The sequence below is a fragment of the Streptomyces sp. NPDC046335 genome, from assembly GCF_055587985.1.
In genome coordinates this window covers 204,427-222,414 of sequence record NZ_JBVJFF010000002.1, presented here as the reverse complement: position 1 = coordinate 222,414, position 17,988 = coordinate 204,427, and the positions used below count along the sequence as shown (strand labels likewise).

Genomic DNA, 17,988 nt, shown 5'->3' with positions numbered 1-17,988 from the left:
ACGCCCGCACGTACGCGTGCGTGCACGCATGCACGCGAGGCACCGCACGGCACCGCCCGTCCCCTGTTCCTTCTTGAACCGAGGAGATCTACTTGGCCTGCGACCTGTGGCTGGTCCCGCTCGTCGACGTGTTGTGCCACAGCCCCGACAACCCCTTCGCGGAAGAGCTCGCCGTCTACGACAAGGCACTGCACGAGGCCGGTCACCCGTCCGTCCCCGTCTTCTCGTACATGCCGGGCCTCTCCGGCGACGTGGCGCCGGTCGCCGGCTTCGACTACGACGCGCTGCATTTCCTGCGCCGCGCGTACCTGCTCCAGATCTGCGGCCTTGAAGTCACGCCGGTGGACGCGCTGGGCGGTGACTACGAACAGCTCCTGGAGATGTTCGACGCCACGGCCCAGCAGTCGCACCTGGTCTGGCACTACGACCACGCGGGCGCGTACGTCCCCGTGGACTTCCCGGTCCCGCTCTCCAACGACGAGCTCCTGGCGGGCGGCGGCCCGCTCGGCTCCTCCCAGGCACTCCTGCGCGAGCTGGAGTTCGTGGCCCCGTCCATCGGCATAGACCCCGCGAACCCCCCGCTGGCCCCGCGGCCCCCCGCGGGCCCGACGTCCCTGGAGGAACCGGCGGCCCCGCTTCCGCCGGACGAGAACCCCTTCGCCCGGGAACGCCACGTCTGGCTGGGCCTGCACGCGGCGACGACCCGGAGCCTGGCGCAGGGCTCAATGATCGTCTACAGCTGAACAGGCACCATGCGGGGCGCCCTCCCGTGCGACCGCGTCACCTGGGCTCCGGCGGCCGCTGCCGGGGCATGTTCGGGCGGGCCCCCGGCGGCAACGGAATCCGGCCCGGCGGTACGGGAGCCTCCCGGGCGGGCCCGGGGACCGTGGCCTGCATGACCAGCGGCACGGGTCCCGCCCGGAACTCCACCATCCAGTCCGACGTCTCCGTCCGGACGAGCTCGGTCACGTCCTCGGAGAACTTCCGCAGCACCAGCAGACACCGCTCGGCGGCCTCGCCTGCGGTCCCCTCCGTGGGCCCGAGCACCTCACGGACGCTCTCCGCCGCCCAGTCGAACTGAAGGGCCTGCAACCGCCGCTGCACGGCCTGCGCGGTCGCGACGTCCCGCATCCACCCGGACGTGAGCCCGAAGAACCGGTCGCACCCCACGCAGGCCGCCCCGCCGAGGAGCGACACGAACCCCCAGGTGGCCACCCCGGCCACGGCCCCGGCCAGGTCGAGCAGCGGAAGCACCCCCGCGCTCACCGCGCCGAGCGCCGCCCCGCCCCGCAGCAGCCGGGCCCCCCGCCGCTTCCACCCCCGGTCGGTGAGATACCACTCGGCGGTGTCGAGGGCGCCCCGCTCCACCCACCGGTACAGCTCGTCGAGCCGCGCGGCGGGCTCGCCCCAGTCGCCGAGGGGGAACGCCCGGCCGGTCAGATCCCCGATGCGCTGAGCACCGGCCCCCGCGCCCGTGCCAGGCCCCTGCCCGCCCTGCCCTTCGGGGGGCACCCCCTCGGGATGCATCTCCGGCTGGCTCACCCGGCACTCCTCTACGAGATCCCTGACTGTTCGCTGCGGCGGCGTAACGATCGGCGCTGCGGCACAGGTCGCTGCGGAGCCTCAGTACTACCGCCCAATGGGTGGCCCTCAGCACGCCTTCCCGGCTTTTCCGCCCGGATGGGGGCCTTGATCAGGTATACGAAGACGCCCCGTCTCACTCGAAAGAGTGCTGGGGCGTGGCCCTCTCTGACCACGTAGGCTCGTTTCAAGCGGAAACCCCGCTTGTGACAGACGTTGATCGAACCGTGAGAACCCAGGAGCTGATCGTGATCCCCGGTGGTGGCCAGCCCAACATGCAGCAGCTGCTCCAGCAGGCCCAGAAGATGCAGCAGGACCTCGCGACCGCGCAGGAGGAGCTCGGCCGTACGGAGGTCGAGGGCCAGGCGGGCGGCGGTCTCGTCAAGGCGACGGTCACCGGCTCCGGCGAGCTGCGCGGCCTGGTGATCGACCCCAAGGCGGTCGACCCGGAGGACACCGAGACGCTGGCCGACCTCGTGGTCGCGGCGGTCCAGGCGGCCAACGAGAACGCGCAGGCGCTCCAGCAGCAGAAGCTGGGCCCGCTCGCGCAGGGCCTGGGCGGCGGCGGCATCCCGGGCCTTCCCTTCTAAGAACCGACCCGGCCAACTACCGTACGTATCAGGCAGCACGCAGCAGCACCCGGCAGCATCCCCAGAGAGGCGTTCCGTTGTACGAAGGCGTGGTCCAGGACCTCATCGACGAGTTGGGCAGGCTGCCCGGCGTCGGTCCCAAGAGCGCGCAGCGGATCGCCTTCCACATCCTCCAGACGGAGCCCACGGACGTCCGGCGCCTCGCGCACGCCCTCCTTGAGGTGAAGGACAAGGTCCGCTTCTGCGCGACCTGCGGGAACGTCGCGCAGGAAGAGCTCTGCAACATCTGCCGCGACCCGCGCCGCGACCTCTCCGTCATCTGTGTGGTGGAGGAGCCGAAGGACGTCGTGGCGATCGAGCGTACGCGCGAGTTCCGGGGGAAGTACCACGTCCTGGGCGGCGCGATCAGCCCGATCGAGGGCGTGGGCCCCGACGACCTGCGGATACGGGAACTCCTCGCGCGCCTGGCAGACGGCACGGTCACCGAGCTGATCCTTGCCACGGACCCGAACCTGGAGGGCGAGGCGACGGCGACGTATCTGGCACGCATGATCAAGCCCATGGGCCTGAAGGTCACCCGCCTGGCCAGCGGCCTCCCTGTCGGGGGAGATCTGGAATACGCGGACGAGGTCACCCTCGGCCGCGCCTTCGAGGGGAGACGACTCCTAGATGTCTGACGCCACGCTGAACACAGTGACCGACAACCCGGACGACTTCGCGGTCCAGATCTCCGACCAGGTCGCGAGCTTCATCGTCTCGGTCAGGGAGGTCGCGAAGGGCGACGAGCCGGAATCGGCGGTCCCCTTCCTCCTCCTTGAGGTCTCCCAGCTCCTCCTGGCCGGCGGCCGCCTGGGCGCGCACGAGGACATCCTCCCCGACGAGCGGTACGAGCCGGACATCGGCCCGGAGCAGGACGTCGACGACCTCCGCCAGCGCCTTGCGGCGCTCCTCGACCCCATCGACGTCTACTCCGAGGTCTTCGACCCGTACGAGCCCCGCAAGGCCCCGGTCCCCTGCCGCATCTCGGACGACCTGGCGGACGTCGTCGCCGACCTCGCCCACGGCCTGGCCCACTACCGGGCGGGCCGCACCACCGAGGCCCTGTGGTGGTGGCAGTTCTCCTACTTCTCCAACTGGGGCTCCACCGCCTCGGGCGCCCTGCGGGCCCTCCAGTCCCTGGTGGCCCACGTCCGCCTGAACCAGCCCCTGGAGGACCTGGACGGCCTGGACACGGACGAGGACCTCGCGGAGGAGACCCTCGAAGAGGCGGCGGGCAAGGTCATGGCCGAGGAGATCGCGGGTCCCCTGGGTCTGCGCACGGTCAAGTGACCGGATGCTGTGACGCGTCCCACTTTCCGGAGTGCAGTGCTCCGAAGCGGGCATGAGCCCAGCCGGGCGGCCGGGACGTATGTCCCGATCAGCGGGACGTATGCCGGGCCGGTCAGGGAGTGGGCGGGACATCTCACCCTCTGATATGGGCCAGGCGAATTTCGGCCGCTCGTTAGACTGAGCCGACCGCACAACGGATTGAGCGAGGAGCGCACGTGGGCCTTGTCGTGCAGAAGTACGGAGGCTCCTCCGTAGCCGATGCCGAGGGCATCAAGCGGGTCGCCAAGAGGATCGTCGATGCCAAGAAGAACGGCCATCAGGTCGTTGTCGTGGTGTCGGCGATGGGCGACACGACGGATGAGTTGATCGATCTTGCCGGGCAGGTATCCCCGATCCCTGCCGGGCGCGAATTCGACATGCTGCTGACCGCCGGGGAGCGGATCTCCATGGCGCTGCTCGCCATGGCGATCAAAAACCTGGGCCACGAGGCCCAGTCGTTCACCGGTAGCCAGGCCGGCGTCATCACCGACTCCGTCCACAACAAGGCGCGGATCATCGATGTCACCCCCGGGCGCATCAGGACCTCGATCGACGAGGGCAACATCGCCATCGTCGCCGGGTTCCAGGGCGTCAGCCAGGAGGGGAAGAACATCACCACCCTCGGACGTGGTGGTTCGGACACGACGGCCGTCGCCCTCGCCGCCGCCCTCGACGCCGAGGTCTGCGAGATCTACACGGACGTGGACGGTGTCTTCACCGCCGACCCCCGTGTGGTCAAGAAGGCCCGGAAGATCGACTGGATCTCGTTCGAGGACATGCTGGAGCTCGCGAGCTCCGGGTCCAAGGTGCTGCTCCACCGCTGCGTGGAGTACGCCCGTCGCTACAACATCCCGATCCATGTGCGCTCGTCCTTCAGCGGGCTTCAGGGCACCTGGGTCAGCAACGAATCGCAAGGGGACGTCACGGTGGAGCAGGCCATCATCTCCGGTGTCGCGCACGACACCTCCGAGGCCAAGGTCACGGTCGTCGGTGTGCCCGACAAGCCGGGCGAGGCCGCCACGATCTTCCGCGCCATCGCGGACTCCGAGGTCAACATCGACATGGTCGTGCAGAACGTGTCGGCCGCCTCGACGGGCCTGACCGACATCTCCTTCACCCTCCCCAAGGCCGAGGGCCGCAAGGCCATCGACGCCCTGGAGAAGACCCGGTCGTCCATCGGCTTCGACTCGCTGCGCTACGACGACCAGATCGCCAAGATCTCGCTCGTCGGCGCCGGCATGAAGACCAACCCCGGCGTCACGGCGACCTTCTTCGAGGCGCTCAGCGACACGGGCGTGAACATCGAGCTCATCTCGACCTCCGAGATCCGCATCTCGGTCGTCACCCGCGCCGATGACGTGAACGAAGCCGTGCGCGCCGTGCACACCGCCTTCGGGCTCGACTCCGACACGGACGAGGCCGTGGTCTATGGAGGCACCGGCCGATGAGCCGTAAGCCGACGCTCGCGGTCGTCGGAGCGACCGGGGCCGTCGGCACGGTCATGCTCCAGATCCTGTCGCAGCACGCCGACATCTGGGGCGAGATCAGACTCGTCGCCTCACCGCGCTCGGCCGGCCGCAAGCTGACCGTGCGCGGTGAGGAGGTCGAGGTCCACGCCCTGGCGGAGGAGGTCTTCGACGGGGTCGACGTCGCCATGTTCGACGTACCCGACGAGGTGGCCGCCCAGTGGGCGCCGGTCGCCGCGTCCAAGGGCGTGGTCGTGGTCGACAACTCCGCGGCCTTCCGGATGGACCCGGACGTGCCGCTCGTGGTGCCCGAGGTCAATCCGCACGCCGCGCGCGTGCGGCCGCGCGGCATCGTCGCCAACCCCAACTGCACGACGCTCTCGATGATCGTGGCCGTCGGCGCGCTGCACGCCGAGTTCGGGCTGCGCGAGCTGATCGTCTCCTCGTACCAGGCCGTGAGCGGGGCCGGGCGCGACGGCGTGGAGACCCTGCGCCGGCAGATCGAGCTGGTCGCGGGCAGTGAGCTCGGCACCAGCCCCGGAGACGTGCGCAGGGCCGTCGGTGACGACACGGGCCCCTTCCCCGAGCCCGTGGCGCTGAACGTCGTGCCGTGGGCCGGGTCGCTGAGGGAGGACGGCTGGTCGTCGGAGGAGATGAAGGTACGGGACGAGTCGCGGAAGATCCTCGGGCTGCCCGGGCTCCGCGTCGCCGCCACGTGCGTGCGCGTTCCCGTCGTCACCACGCACTCCCTGACCGTCCACGCCCGCTTCGAGGACGAGGTCACCGTCGACCGCGCGCGCGAGATCCTCGCCACCGCGCCGGGCGTCGTGCTGTTCGACAACCCTGCCGCGGGGGAGTTCCCGACCCCCGCCGACGTGGTCGGGACCGATCCGACGTGGGTGGGCCGGGTGCGGCGCTCCCTGGACGACCCGACCGCACTCGAACTCTTCGTGTGCGGCGACAACCTGCGCAAGGGCGCGGCGCTGAACACCGCCCAGCTCGCGGAGCTGGTGGCCAAGGAGTTCACGGCCCGCTGAGCGGACCTTTGTGGGATCTGTGTAAGTTCTGTGTCCAACTTCGTGTTGCGGCGCCTTGAACTGGACCATCCCGGCGTTCGAAGATTCGCATGCGATCAATGCAACCGGCAGGGGGCGGGGGGCGTCTTTAGCGATCGCCTTCTAGGTGTGTCGTGAACGCCGCAGAAAAATGGGGCATAGGGGAAGAGCTGGTACGCATGGGGGCATTTGATGCATCGTCACGAGCGATGCCCGCGCGACTCGCCGCAAACGCGATGCCGGATGCGTACAACCCTGACTGGGGGAAGCGTGTCCAACAAGCGTGGCAGAGGTACTCGACTTCACAGCGGTACAGGCGAGAGGCGCGGCGGCGCTGCGTCCCCCTCGTCGTACCCTCGCGGCCGGCGGCATGCCGGTGATCGCGCCCATGCCCGCAGCGCGGCCCGCCCGCATCCCGGCGCAGCGCGAGGGCGATGACTTGCGCGTGACCGCGGGCACCACAGTCGACCACCTCACCGAGACCTACCGCGCCCACTACAGGTCGCTGCTCGGCCTCGCCGCGCTGCTCCTGGACGACACGGCGTCCTGCGAGGACGTGGTGCAGGAGGCGTTCATCAGGGTCCACTCCGCGCGCAAGCGGGTGCGGGACCCCGAGAAGACGCTCGCCTATCTGCGGCAGACCGTCGTGAACCTCTCGCGGTCCGCGCTGCGGCGGCGCATCCTCGGGCTGAAGCTGCTCTCCAAGCCGATGCCCGACATGGCGAGCGCCGAGGAGGGCGCGTACGACCTGCTGGAGCGCGACGAGCTGATCAAGGCGATGCGGGGCCTTCAGCGGCGCCAGCGCGAGGTCCTCGTGCTGCGTTACTTCGCCGACATGACCGAGGCGCAGGTCGCCGAGACCCTGGGCATATCGCTCGGCTCGGTGAAGGCGTACGGCTCGCGTGGCATCGCGGCCCTGAGGGTCGCCATGGAGGCGCCGGCATGAGCGAGCGCGAGCGGGACGAGCAGGGCGGATCTGAGCGGCATGGCAGGAACGGCAACGTGAATCACGGCCCCGAAGAGACATCCGACGGGACCGCCGCCGAGGGTGCGCCGGGTGACGGCTCCGACGAGCGGATCCGTTCCCTGGAGAAGCTCCTCGCCGCACGCGGCGCCGACTCGGACTCGGACCCCACCACCGCTGCTCCCGCCCCGGACGAGGCACTGGACTCCGACGAGCTCGCCCTGCGGCGGATGATGCGGCAGGCCGTCGAGGAGATCGAGCCGAGCGAGCGCTCCCTCGACCACCTGCGGCAGGCCGTCCCGGCCCGCAGGGCCCGCAAGCGCCAGGCCGTCGTCGGCCTCGCCGCCGCCGCGCTGTTCATCGGCACCGCCGTCCCCGCCCTGGTGCACGTCACCAACTCCCGGGGCGAGGCGGACGACCGGCCCGCGATCGCGGGCAGCAGCCAGGAGTCGCAGGGCGGCTCCGGCAAGAGCAAGAGCACCGAAGGCACCGAGAAGGGCTCGGGCAAGCAGCCCGAAAAGTCCAAGGGCAAGGAGAAGAAGGGCAAGAAGGGCAAGAAGCAGGGCAAGGGCAAGGAAGGCGCGGGCAGCGGCGGCACCGGTTCGCCCGACCCCGGCACCTCCGAGGCCGCCACCTCGCCCGCCTGCTCGGCCGCCCAGCTCGGCGCCAGCGGTGTCGCGGGCACGGGAGACGGCAAGAGCGCGGTGTACGGCAGCTTCCGCGTCACCAACACCTCCGACAGCAGTTGCACGGTCGAGTCCGCGGGCGCGGTCGGCGTGACGGCGCAGGGCGCGGCCGACCCCGCGCGGGTCTCCGTCGTCGACCACACGGCGGGCGACGCGGCGAGCGACCTGCCGGACCCGTCCACGGAGGCGAGCCCGATGGTGCTGCGGCCCGGCGCCGCGTACGAGGTGCGGTTCGCCTGGGTGCCGTCGGACACGTGCCCCACCGACGGCGGCGGCGAGCCCTCGCCGAACCCGACGCCCTCCGAGGACGGCGGCGGCAGCAGCACCGGCAGCCCGGAGGGCGGCACGCCCGACGGTACGGAGCCTCAGCTGGGCCGCACGGACGGCGGCGTGAAGGACGGCAGCGTCGTGGTCTCCCTGACCACGGAGGCGGGCGCGCCATCGGCGGGCGCGACGGTGCCCAACGCGTGCGCGGGAACGGTGTACCGCACGGGAATCCTCCCCGCGTCCTGAACCCCTCGGGCTGGTCAGGCCTCGGGTTCTCAGACCTCGGGTGTCAGGCCTCGGTGGGCAGACCGAGGCGGGCGTCGCGGGCGAACTCCGCCTCGCGCCGGAACAGCCGGAACCACATGAAGACGACGAAGCCCGCGAAGACGAACCACTCGCCGGTGTAGCCGAGGTTCTGGAAGGCCTTCAGGTCCAGGCCGGTGTCGTTCGGGGCGGTCGCGGGGACCGGCTTCATCCCGGAGTCCGCCTTGGCGAGGGTGACCCACGCGTCGTACACGTCGTCGCGTACGAGGTTGACCAGCGAGGCCGAGCTGATCGCGCCGAGCTGCCCCTGGGGCAGGCCCCCGGCCGCGCTGACGCCGTTCGAGCCGGGGCTCTCGGAAGCCTGTAGCGCGCCCTTCACGGTGACCTCGCCCTTGGGCGCGGCGGGGGCCTTGGCGGCGCTCGCCTCGCCGGGGAGCCAGCCGCGGACCACCGGGAGTGACCTTCCGCTGTCCGTGCGGAGCAGGGTGAGGACGTAGAAGCCGGGCTTGTCGTTCAACTCCCGGTCGGGGACGAGGAGTTGCTCGCCGTACCGGCCGGTGGCCGTGGCCTGCTCGCCCGAGGTGTTCTTGTCGACGGGCAGCAGCGAGTCGAGGGGGCGGGCCTTGGCATCGGCGCCCGGTTCGGCCCGTGCCGCTGCTTGCCGTTCGGCGGACTCATGGTCCTGTACGCGGTCCTCGAAGCGGCCGAGCTGCCAGGATCCCATGAAGATGCAGAAGGGGATGGCCAGCACGACGAAGACGTTGATCCCCCACCAGCGGGGCGTCAGCAGAAACCGGTACACACCCCCACGGTACGGGGCCCGGAGGGCGGCCCGGCGGTGGGGGTGGCCCGCCGGACTCAGGCCCGCCGGACTCAGGCCGGCCGGGGGCTGAGGTGGCGGGAGGCGAAGGCCAGCTCCAGGGAGAGCTGTTTGATGCGTTCGTCCACGACCAGTGACCCGTGGCCCGCGTCATAGCGGTAGACCTCGTGGACCGAGCCCCGCGCGGCGAGACGGTCGACGTAGTTGTCGATCTGGCGGATCGGGCAGCGCGGGTCGTTGACGCCCGCCGAGATGTAGACCGGGGCCTTGACCTGGTCCACGTACGTCAGCGGGGACGAGGCCGCGAAGCGCTCGGGGACCTCCTCCGGGGTGCCGCCGAGGAGCGTGCGGTCCATGGCCTTCAGGGCCTCCATCTCGTCGTGGTACGCCGTCACGTAGTCCGCGACGGGCACGGCCGCCAGGCCCACCGCCCAGGCGTCGGGCTGGGTGCCGAGGCCGAGCAGGGTCAGATAGCCGCCCCAGGAGCCGCCCGCGAGGACCAGGCGGTCCGGGTCGGCGAGGCCGGAGCCGACCGCCCACTCCCGGACGGCCGCGATGTCCTCCAGCTCGATGAGGCCCACGCGGTGCTTGAGGGCGTCCGTCCACTCCCTGCCGTACCCCGTCGAGCCGCGGTAGTTCACCCGCACCACCGCGAAGCCGTGGTCGACCCAGGCCGCCGGGCCCGCCGCGAACGAGTCGCTGTCGTGCCAGGTGGGCCCGCCGTGCACCTCGAAGACGGTCGGCAGGGGGCCCGTGGCGCCCGCGGGCCGCTGGACGAGGGCGTGGATGCGGCCGCCGGGCCCCTCCACCCACGCGTCCTCCACCGGGACGGACCTCGGGGCCTTCATGCCGGGAGGGTCGAGGACCACACCGCCGGAGGTCGAGCGCACGACCGGCGGCTCGGCCGCCGACGACCACATGTACTCCACGGTGCCGTCGGGCCGGGCCGTCGCGCCCGAGACCGAGCCCGCGGGCGTGTCGACGCGCACCAGCTCCCGCGAGGCGAGGTCGTAGCGGAACAGCTCGCCCCGGGCCTCGAAGCCGTGCGCGACCAGCAGCGCCGAGCCGTCGGGATACCACTCGGCGCTCACGTCACCCGGCAGACCGAGCGCGAGGTCATTCTCCTCGCCCGAGGCGACGTCCCAGAGCATCGGCTCCCAGCGGCCGCGCCGCTGGTGCCCGACGAGGAGCCGCGTGTCACCGTCGACCGGCGCGAAGCCGAGGACCTCCAGGCCCAGCTCGACCGAGCCGCCCTCGGTGTCGTCGAGCTCGGCGACGGTGGAGCCGTCCGGCGTGATCACGCGCAGCGCGGAGTGCATCGCGTCGCCGTGCTCCGTGTGCTCGACGGCGATCAGGGTGCCGTCGTGGGAGAGGTCGCCCACGCCCGCCGACTCCCGGTGCCGGTACACCTCGACCGGGCCCGCGTCCGGGGCGCCGGGGCGCACGACGTGGATCGTCGAGCCCTCCTCGTCCGTGGAGCGGCCGACGACCACCGTCCCGCCGTCCCTGCCGAGGGCGAGGCCCGCGGGGTACGAGGCGTCGAGGCCGGGGACCGCGGGCTCGTCGGGGCCGCCGGCGAAGGGCTGGCGCAGCCAGACGCCGAACTCGTCGCCATCCTTGTCGTTGAACCACCAGATCCACTCGCCGTCGGGCGAGAGGACGCCGTCCGTCGTACCATTCGGCCGGTCGGTCACCTGGCGCTGGGTGCCGGTCTCCCTGTCCCATGCGTACAACTCGTACGTCCCCGTCGCGTTCGACACGAACAGGGAGCGCTGCGGGGCGTCCTCCGCCCAGTCCGGCAGCGACACCCGTGGTGCCCTGAACCGCTTCTCCCAGTCCGGCATGGCTTGCGTCCCCGTGGCCTTCTCGGCACCCGTCTCGCTCATGCCCCCATACTGCCTGCCGCCGCCCACAATCCGCTGGCGAGGGTCCCCAGCCTGTGGATAACTTTCCGGCATGTACTCCCCGACGCCCGAGGACTGGCGCGACACCAACAGGAAGCGCTGGGACGAGCGCGTCCCCATCCACCTGGCAGGCGACTTCTACGACCTCGACGCCTTCCGGGCGGGCGAGGACCCCCTGCGCGACTTCGAGCTCGCCGAGGTCGGCGACGTACGCGGGAAGTCGCTGCTGCACCTCCAGTGCCACATCGGCCTCGACACGCTCTCCTGGGCGCGGCACGGGGCGGCGCGCGTCGTCGGCCTGGACTTCTCCGAGCCGGCCGTGGAGGCGGCCCGCGACCTCGCCGCCGAGCTGGGGCTGACGCCGGAGCAGGCCGCCTTCGTCGCCGCCGACGTGTACGACGCGGCGCAGGCGGTGCCCGACTCCTCGTACGACATCGTGTACACCGGCGTCGGTGCGCTCGGCTGGCTGCCGGACGTCGGGCGCTGGGCGGAGACGGCCGCCTCGCTGGTCGCGCCCGGCGGTTTCCTCTACCTCGCGGAGTTCCATCCGCTCACCGACATCCTCGACGACGCCACGGGCACGCGCGTGGAGCACGACTACTTCGCGCGCGAGGCCTGGGTGGAGGAGCGGCCCGACGGATACGCGGACGCCGGCACGCCGACCGTCCACAACCGCAGCGTCGAGTGGCAGCACCCGATCGGCGACGTGGTCTCCGCGCTCGCCGCCGCGGGGCTGCGCGTCGACTTCCTGCGCGAGCGCGACACGACCCTCTTCGCGCGCTTCGGCACACTCGAACGGCGCGAGGGCGCCTACCGCTTCCCCGTGGACCGGCCGCGCATCCCGCTCATGTACACCCTGAAGGCGACCAAGGCCTGAGGTTCAGGGCTGGGCCCGGGGCTCACCCGGAAGGTTCGTCACGGCAGCGGTGACGGCGGTCGCAGCCACCCCTCGCGGCCGGGGTCGAACTCGCCGAGCTTCGCCCAGTCCCAGGCCCGCAGCACCTCCCGCCCCAGGTCGTCGCCCCGTTGGATGACGGTGACGACGACGTCGGCCGTGTGCCGGGTCATGAGCAGTGTCCGCAGCCGCGTCGCGATGCCCGACCTGCGCTGGGCGGGGCCCACCATCAGCTCGCCCAGGAGGAAGACCCGCCCCGACGCGGTCTGCTCCTGGATCTCGGCGGGCAGGATGCCGCGGAAGCCCTCCCACCATTCGCCGGTACGGGCCGCCCGGTAGCCGTAGAGGCAGCCGACCAGGCCCCCGGCCTCGGCGACGACCATGTCGAAGTCCGGCTGCTGGACGTCGTGCTCGAAGCGCCGCAGGAAGTCCTGGCGGTCGTGGCTCTGGGCGTCGGCCAGCCTCCGATAGGCCTCCACGTGGAGATCGGCCACGGCCTCGCGCTGCTGCTCGGCCTGCCAGCGGCTCAGCCGCCGCAGAAACACCTCAGCCAATGTGTGCCTCCCGCCCCGCCCCGCTGAGGGCGTCTCCCCCCGCACCTGGACTCCGCATGGTGACAGGGCGGAAGGACGAGGAGTAGAGGGCGGCATGTTCCCGGTCCGGGACGTGGCGGGCGGAAACCACCCTTTCGTCCCAATGGCACCGTTTCGTTTCTCGCCTGGACAGGAACGAAGACGGAGACCTCCAGCGGAGGCACCACCCACTCTCGGCGAGGAACTATGGCTGACCGCACACGACCATGGCAGCGGCTGGGTGCCGTTCCGACGAGCAGACAACCCCCGGAGTGCCGCACCGACCCCATCTACGACTCCTTGCTCAGGAGCTGGTTCGCGCAGGGCCGGACCGTTCCCGGCCGGCCCGATCCCGAGTGGAGAAGGCTGGTCGAGCGCGACCCCTGGAACCGGAACTCGCGTATTGAGTAGACGGCTATCGGGTGAATACCACCCTTCCGGCGGAGTGGCTTCCGTGTTTCACCGTCGTTTTCCAGATGCTGACATCTGTGGCGAGCTACTCAGTAGCCCGGCCTCGGTATCACTTGCCCGATTCGACTGAATGCACCAACAGCGGAGGTCCATCTTGCGTCGCAAAGAATTGGCCGTTCTGTCTCTGTCGGCCGCAGCGCTCCTGATGGCGGGAGCGGGTAGCGCCCACGCGGACGACGAGGCGAAGTTCCAGAACAAGACCCAGATCCTGTCCTGCCTGAGTCTTGAGGTCCTGGACATCCCGATCGCGTCTTCGGCCAACAATAATATTGACTGCTCGGAGAACCAGTACGCCAATTACGAGCGTATGACGGATGTGGCGCGTCAGTATCACTGACCCGAATGGAGCAAAACCTTTCGGGAAGCCACTTCGTTCAACTGGTTGGTGACGCCGGAGGTCCGACCGCCATTCCGATGACGCGAATGGTGCACGCCGGTGGCGCCGGTGTTAGTACTGGGTGACGACGTGTGATAGCCCAGTGGTAGGGACTTTCCGTTCCGGCAAGGTGCGGAAAGACGAACAAAAAGCACACGCCTCATAGGAGAAACCGTGAAGCTCAGCAAGGCCCTCATCGTTACCGCCGCTGCGATGGCCGTTGTCGGCGCCGGCGCCGGAGCCGCCCAGGCCGCAGACAACGACGTCTCGAAGTTCGAGAACGACACCCAGATCCTCAGCTGCGACGTGGTCGAGGTCATCGACATCCCGATCCTGTCGTCCGCCAACAACAACATCGACTGCTCCGAGAACTCGGAGGAGGAGAAGACCAAGATCGTGCACGTCGAGGACAACGACAGCTCCAAGGCGGCTGTTCTCTTCCCCAAGGGCCACCACGGCCGCTGACCATAGTCTGCCCGCCTGTCACCGTGCATGGCCGGGCGAACTGAAATGGTCTCGTGTCGCTCCGGGACTGCCCGGAGCGACACCTGGGTGCATTCCCTGGTGCGGGACTCGCTGAACAAGCTCTGTGTCCAGCTGTCTCCCGCACCGTCGTAGTGCCCGATCGGGCCGTCCGCTTTCAGGCGGGCGGCCCGATCTCGTGCATTCCGCTCTCGCGCATTGCGTTCCCCTTCAACGCAGCCCCTCCCCCTTCTCGTGCAGCCCGTTCTCCTTCACAGGGAATGCGCGGGCGCGCTCAGCGCCGCGTGGCATTCGGGTGAACTTCCATGGCCCGTCAACACTCCGGTTTCCTCTCCTCTTCTCACTCGTTGGGCAGGCACGGGCGCCCCGGTGTCCGTCGACAAGTGCGCGAATGACTGAGAGAAAGATCAATAGATTGCGACAGGCCCTCAGCAAAGGCATGCTTTCCGCCGCGGCCGTGACGAGCATTCTGTCCCTGTCCGGCACCTCCGCGTTCGCCGACTCCGAGGCGAAAGGAAAGGCACAGGACTCACCCGGCGTCCTCGCGGGCAACACCGTGCAGGCGCCCCTGGACGTACCGGTGAACGCCTGCGGGAACACCGTCAACGTCGCCGCAGGGCTCAACCCCGCCTTCGGCAACAAGTGCGCCAACGGGTCGGACCACCGGCATCGTGAGTCCCACCCGCACCACGAACAGCCTCCGCACCACGGCGGGCACCACCAGACGAAACCCGAGTCGGAGCCGGAGCCGCACGCGCGGCCTCCGCAGGACCGGCACGAGGAACCCCGTGTGCACGAGGAGGGGTCGTCGGGCACCAGCGAGGCCGTCGTCGAGGGCCACGCGTCCGACTCCCCGGGCGCCGGGTCCGGCAACACCGTGCAGACCCCGGTCGACGCCCCGGTCCAGGCCTGCGGCAACCACCTGGGCTTCGTCTCCCTGCTCTCGCCCGTCTTCGGCAACGGCTGCGACGCCCCGGCGAACGAGCCGGGCGAGAAGCACGGGGAGGAGGCGCCGCACGACCACGCGCCGCACGGACCCGGCGACAAGCACCGGGGCGGGCCCGTCCCCGTCCCGCTCATCGTGCCGCCGTCGTCCACGCCCACGCACATGTCCCCGGCGCCGAAGCACGAGCCGCAGACGACGCGCGCCGACGACCCGGTCGACACGCGGGCGAAGCTGGCCGAGACGGGCGCGGACCAGGCGCTCTACGGGGCCTCGGCCGCGAGCGCCGCGCTGCTGCTCGGCGGAGTGGTCCTCTACCGGCGCCGCACCGCGTCGTCCCGCCGCTAGGCATGTGACGACAGGACCCGGGCACCGGGCTCAGTCGCTTCGCGCTGGAAGCCCGGCTCCCGTGGACCATCGCGAACACGGGAGCCGGGCCGGGTGCCGTCTCCGCGTCACCTGAGCAGAGATTAGGGGCGGGCGCGGGCACGCGCGCGTGGCACGCCTGGCCGCGCCCGGCGTGCCACCCGATCCGATCAGCGCGCGGACACCTCGGCCCGGCGCGGGGCCTCCGCACGGCTCTGTACGGGCAGCAGGGCGCCCGGCCGGCGCCGTACGTGGCGTCGCACGCCCCGCACCAGGGCCGCCGCGGTGAAGGAGGCCCCGTACACGAAGCGCATGGCGGGGCCGAAGCTCGACGCGGTGGTCAGGCCCGCCGTGAAGAGGCCGGGGCAGGACGTCTCGAAGCGGTCGCTGACGTAGGGCGAGCCGTCCTGGAGCGAGAGCAGGCGCTCGCGGAGACCGGGGGCCAGGACGTCGAGCCTGGCCGTCGTCGCCCGGAAGCCGGTGGCCGCGATGACGTGGTCCGTCACGACCAGGCCCGCGGCGCCCTCGCGGTTACGGGTCCGCAGCCGCACCCGGCCGCCGACGCGCTCGGCGGCCTCCACCCGGACGCCCGTCCGCAGGGGGACGCCGGACTCGACGCGCTCCCTGACCCACCACGCGCCGGCCGGGCCGAGGGCGGTGGCTGCGACGCGGGAGCGGGTCTCCTCGGGCAGGCGGCGCACGAGGCCGGGGGTCCGCGCGTAGAAGGCGTTGCGCCACCCGCAGCCGAGACCGGTGTGCGGGGCCCGCAGCGATTCCCGCAAGGGCCGCTGCCGGGGCGCGGGCGGTCCGTTCCAGGCGACCCGGGGGGAGCGGGCGAGAATCCGTACCCGGGTGCCCTGTTCGGCCAGGAGCGCCGCCGTCTCCAGTGCCGCCTGGCCCGCGCCGAGCACGGTCACGTCCATGCCGCGGAAGCGCCCGAGGCCTGCGTGGTCGCTGCTGTGCGAGACGTGTTCGGGGCCCAGGTCCCGTACGGCCGCGGGGACTTCGGTGAACGGCATCACGCCGACCGCGAGGGCCACGGCCCTGGCGCGCAGGAGTTCGCCGTCCCCGGTCCGCGCCGCGTAGCCGTGCGTGGCGGTGTCGACGGAGGTGACGAGGCGTTCGTCGACGGGCGGTGCCGCCTGCTCGGCGAACCACCGTCCGTAGGAGGCGAAGTGCTCGACGGGCAGGGGGCGGCCGTGCTCGGCGGGCAGGCCGTGCCGGGCGCAGTAGGTGGCAAGGCCGTACCGTCCCGCCGGGTCGGAGAGGTCGGAGGCCCAGGGCTCCGACTTGAGGAACATGCCGCGCGGCATGTGGTCCCGCCACGAGGCCATGGTCCTGCCGAAGACCTGTACGTCGAGGCCGGCGGCGGCCGCGTGGGAGGCGATCGACAGGCCGTAGGGGCCCGCTCCGACAATCAGCAGGTCATGCACGTCAGGCATCGGTGACTGCTCGCTCTCTGTTCGTCGTGCCAGGGAGGGCTGTGGGGTCGGCAGGCCCCGCGGGGCCGGGCAGGGCCGCCGCGGCGGCGGGAGGCGGCGGCGCGGGGGCGCGCCCCCGCCGCCCGGTGGTCAGGGCCTGCCGGAGGCCGCGTGTCCGGCGGCGCAGCCCCGCGGCCAGGCGCCGCAGCACATGGCGGCGCCACAGCCGGCGCATGGCCGCCCCTGGCGCGGGATCGTCGCCGCAGTGCCAGGCGAGTTCACCCGGCGGCGACGGCTCCGGCAGGGCCGCCAGGGGGAGCGAGCGCAGGGCGGTGAGCGGCGCGTAGTTCTCCACCAGGAAGGTGCGGCCGACGAGGGGGCGCGGCGCGGGCACCGGCCGGTGGGTGAGGCCCAGGTGCAGGGCGCGCACCACGTCCGTGCCCGTGCCGTCGGCGAAGAGGCGGAACTGCGCGCCGGCGCGCGGGTTGAAGTCGATGAGGTGGAAGTCGCCGGTGCGGGCGTCCCTGCGGAAGTCGAGGTCGAAGATCCCGCGGTACTCCAGGGCCGAGACGAGCCGGGCCGCCGCCGCCCACAGTCCGGGGTGCGCGATCCACTCACCGCTCACCGTGAGCCCCGCCGAGCGCGGCCAGGAGCGGTGCTTGCGGCCCGTACCGCCGCCCCGTACGACGCCGTCGCGCCCGGCGCAGCCCTGGACGAACCAGTCCGCGTCCCCGGCCCCGGGCACGAACGCCTGGAGCAGCAGCGGGCTGCCCGCGTCGCCGCGGCGCCCGAACAGGGCCGCGGCCTCCTGCGGGGAGCCGATCACGGTGGTGCTGCGCAGCCCCGCGTCGTGGGGGAGCAGCCAGGGCCGGCTCCACTTGGCCACGACGGGGAGTCCGAGCCTGCGCACGGCGCGGACGGCCTCGGCGGCCGACTCCGGGGTCAGGGTGAGCGGGTGCGCCACGCCCGCCTGTTCGCACACCTGCGCAAGGGTGGCCTTGTCCGCGACGCGCTCGGCGGTGTTCCCCGCCGGGCGGGGCAGCAGGTAGAAGTCGCTCAACTCCGCGTGCAGGGCGCTGACCGCGAGGGCGCCCGCGTCGTCCATGGGGATCAGCACGGCGGGCTCGCGGAGGTGCCGGGCGACCCGCCGCAGGACGCGCGCCACCTCGGCGGGCGGCGCCCCGGGGGCGGGCGGCGGATGCATCCGGTGCAGATGTCGCGAGTGCCGTACGGGGCTTTCGTCGTCGTCGGCCACCAGATGGACCTCCACCCCGGCGCGCCCCAGCGAACGTACGGCACCCAACGTCCCATGGTGAAAGGGATTGCGGTCGATCCGCAGAAGGACCGCGGGGGTCCGTGTGTCCAGAGGAAGCAATTTCGTCCTCCCTGCTCGATCGCCCTTGTGGGCGAGGTGGCGTAATCCAGGGTTAGAAGCCCTATTGGCGCAATAGGAATACATATGACGGGGGGTCAGAATGTGAGCCCGAAAGAAGGAG

At 71.4% G+C, this 17,988-nt stretch carries 18 protein-coding genes; 12 read left to right on the top strand and 6 right to left on the bottom strand.

Translation table 11 applies throughout. The features are described 5' to 3' along the window. The first annotated feature begins 92 nt into the window (after positions 1-92). Positions 93-743, top strand: a complete 651-nt coding sequence (locus ACZ6JY_RS04790; protein WP_469192264.1) for a hypothetical protein — start codon at positions 93-95, stop codon at positions 741-743. Positions 744-780: 37 nt separating this feature from the next. Here the strand turns inward: ACZ6JY_RS04790 and ACZ6JY_RS04785 are convergent, their stop codons facing one another. Next, the gene (locus tag ACZ6JY_RS04785; RefSeq protein WP_469192262.1) at positions 781-1,542 is read right to left on the bottom strand and encodes an SLATT domain-containing protein; all 762 of its coding nucleotides are present in this window, start codon (positions 1,540-1,542) and stop codon (positions 781-783) included. Positions 1,543-1,829: 287 nt separating this feature from the next. Here ACZ6JY_RS04785 and ACZ6JY_RS04780 point away from each other — a divergent pair, with 287 nt between their 5' ends. The 7 genes from ACZ6JY_RS04780 to ACZ6JY_RS04750 all read left to right on the top strand — a co-directional run bounded on the left by ACZ6JY_RS04780 (position 1,830) and on the right by ACZ6JY_RS04750 (position 8,223). Then, positions 1,830-2,171 (top strand): YbaB/EbfC family nucleoid-associated protein, encoded by a 342-nt coding sequence (locus ACZ6JY_RS04780; RefSeq protein WP_469192995.1) that lies wholly within the window; start codon positions 1,830-1,832, stop codon positions 2,169-2,171. A gap of 77 nt (positions 2,172-2,248) precedes the next feature. Then, positions 2,249-2,848: a recombination mediator RecR gene (gene recR / locus ACZ6JY_RS04775; protein ID WP_125514107.1), complete on the top strand. Its 600-nt coding sequence runs from the start codon at positions 2,249-2,251 to the stop codon at positions 2,846-2,848. Next, positions 2,841-3,500: a DUF5063 domain-containing protein gene (locus tag ACZ6JY_RS04770; protein ID WP_469192261.1), complete on the top strand. Its 660-nt coding sequence runs from the start codon at positions 2,841-2,843 to the stop codon at positions 3,498-3,500. Before recR ends, ACZ6JY_RS04770 begins: the two co-directional genes overlap by 8 nt. A gap of 215 nt (positions 3,501-3,715) precedes the next feature. Then, entirely contained in the window at positions 3,716-4,987 is a 1,272-nt protein-coding gene (locus tag ACZ6JY_RS04765; protein WP_469192259.1) for an aspartate kinase, read from the top strand. Next, entirely contained in the window at positions 4,984-6,042 is a 1,059-nt protein-coding gene (locus ACZ6JY_RS04760) for an aspartate-semialdehyde dehydrogenase (protein ID WP_469192258.1), read from the top strand. Before ACZ6JY_RS04765 ends, ACZ6JY_RS04760 begins: the two co-directional genes overlap by 4 nt. A gap of 388 nt (positions 6,043-6,430) precedes the next feature. Further along, the gene (locus ACZ6JY_RS04755) at positions 6,431-7,006 is read left to right on the top strand and encodes a SigE family RNA polymerase sigma factor (protein WP_469192256.1); all 576 of its coding nucleotides are present in this window, start codon (positions 6,431-6,433) and stop codon (positions 7,004-7,006) included. Beyond that, positions 7,003-8,223, top strand: coding sequence for a hypothetical protein (locus tag ACZ6JY_RS04750; protein ID WP_469192254.1), 1,221 nt, complete (start codon positions 7,003-7,005; stop codon positions 8,221-8,223). Before ACZ6JY_RS04755 ends, ACZ6JY_RS04750 begins: the two co-directional genes overlap by 4 nt. Positions 8,224-8,266: 43 nt before the next feature. On the opposite strand, the gene ACZ6JY_RS04745 is transcribed toward ACZ6JY_RS04750, so the two are convergent. Together ACZ6JY_RS04745 and ACZ6JY_RS04740 are read right to left on the bottom strand one after the other, a co-directional pair. Next, the gene (locus ACZ6JY_RS04745; protein WP_469192252.1) at positions 8,267-9,043 is read right to left on the bottom strand and encodes an SURF1 family protein; all 777 of its coding nucleotides are present in this window, start codon (positions 9,041-9,043) and stop codon (positions 8,267-8,269) included. 71 nt (positions 9,044-9,114) lie between these two features. Further along, positions 9,115-10,947 (bottom strand): S9 family peptidase, encoded by a 1,833-nt coding sequence (locus ACZ6JY_RS04740; protein ID WP_469192250.1) that lies wholly within the window; start codon positions 10,945-10,947, stop codon positions 9,115-9,117. A gap of 70 nt (positions 10,948-11,017) precedes the next feature. Between ACZ6JY_RS04740 and ACZ6JY_RS04735 the strand changes: the two genes are divergently transcribed. After that, a complete protein-coding gene (locus ACZ6JY_RS04735) occupies positions 11,018-11,842 on the top strand; it encodes a class I SAM-dependent methyltransferase (RefSeq protein WP_469192248.1) in 825 nt (274 codons plus the stop codon). 38 nt (positions 11,843-11,880) lie between these two features. Here ACZ6JY_RS04735 and ACZ6JY_RS04730 read toward each other — a convergent pair whose 3' ends face one another. Then, positions 11,881-12,414, bottom strand: coding sequence for a GNAT family N-acetyltransferase (locus ACZ6JY_RS04730; RefSeq protein ID WP_469192246.1), 534 nt, complete (start codon positions 12,412-12,414; stop codon positions 11,881-11,883). A gap of 583 nt (positions 12,415-12,997) precedes the next feature. Between ACZ6JY_RS04730 and ACZ6JY_RS04725 the strand changes: the two genes are divergently transcribed. From ACZ6JY_RS04725 to ACZ6JY_RS04715, 3 genes are all read left to right on the top strand, one after another. Then, positions 12,998-13,240 (top strand): hypothetical protein, encoded by a 243-nt coding sequence (locus ACZ6JY_RS04725; protein ID WP_469192244.1) that lies wholly within the window; start codon positions 12,998-13,000, stop codon positions 13,238-13,240. A 213-nt stretch (positions 13,241-13,453) separates the two neighbouring features. Continuing rightward, positions 13,454-13,744 carry a hypothetical protein gene (locus ACZ6JY_RS04720; protein WP_469192242.1) on the top strand — a complete coding sequence of 97 codons (291 nt, stop codon included), beginning with the start codon at positions 13,454-13,456 and terminating at the stop codon, positions 13,742-13,744. Between the two features lie 475 nt (positions 13,745-14,219). Then, complete coding sequence (locus ACZ6JY_RS04715; RefSeq protein WP_469192240.1) at positions 14,220-15,053, top strand: chaplin; 834 nt, start codon at positions 14,220-14,222, stop codon at positions 15,051-15,053. Positions 15,054-15,241: 188 nt separating this feature from the next. Here ACZ6JY_RS04715 and ACZ6JY_RS04710 read toward each other — a convergent pair whose 3' ends face one another. Continuing rightward, positions 15,242-16,504, bottom strand: a complete 1,263-nt coding sequence (locus ACZ6JY_RS04710; protein ID WP_469192993.1) for an FAD-dependent oxidoreductase — start codon at positions 16,502-16,504, stop codon at positions 15,242-15,244. 1 nt (position 16,505) lies between these two features. Beyond that, positions 16,506-17,867 (bottom strand): carboxylate--amine ligase, encoded by a 1,362-nt coding sequence (locus ACZ6JY_RS04705; protein WP_469192238.1) that lies wholly within the window; start codon positions 17,865-17,867, stop codon positions 16,506-16,508. Between the last annotated feature and the right edge of the window lie 121 nt (positions 17,868-17,988).

What these genes read in the sequence shown, in the direction of transcription:
- ACZ6JY_RS04760 (WP_469192258.1), top strand. Translation starts at nt 4,984, where the DNA reads ATGAGCCGTAAGCCGACGCTCGCGGTCGTCGGAGCGACCGGGGCCGTC.
- ACZ6JY_RS04750 (WP_469192254.1), top strand. Translation starts at nt 7,003, where the DNA reads ATGAGCGAGCGCGAGCGGGACGAGCAGGGCGGATCTGAGCGGCATGGC.
- ACZ6JY_RS04735 (WP_469192248.1), top strand. Translation starts at nt 11,018, where the DNA reads ATGTACTCCCCGACGCCCGAGGACTGGCGCGACACCAACAGGAAGCGC.
- ACZ6JY_RS04755 (WP_469192256.1), top strand. Translation starts at nt 6,431, where the DNA reads ATGCCGGTGATCGCGCCCATGCCCGCAGCGCGGCCCGCCCGCATCCCG.
- ACZ6JY_RS04740 (WP_469192250.1), bottom strand. Translation starts at nt 10,947, where the DNA reads ATGAGCGAGACGGGTGCCGAGAAGGCCACGGGGACGCAAGCCATGCCG.
- ACZ6JY_RS04770 (WP_469192261.1), top strand. Translation starts at nt 2,841, where the DNA reads ATGTCTGACGCCACGCTGAACACAGTGACCGACAACCCGGACGACTTC.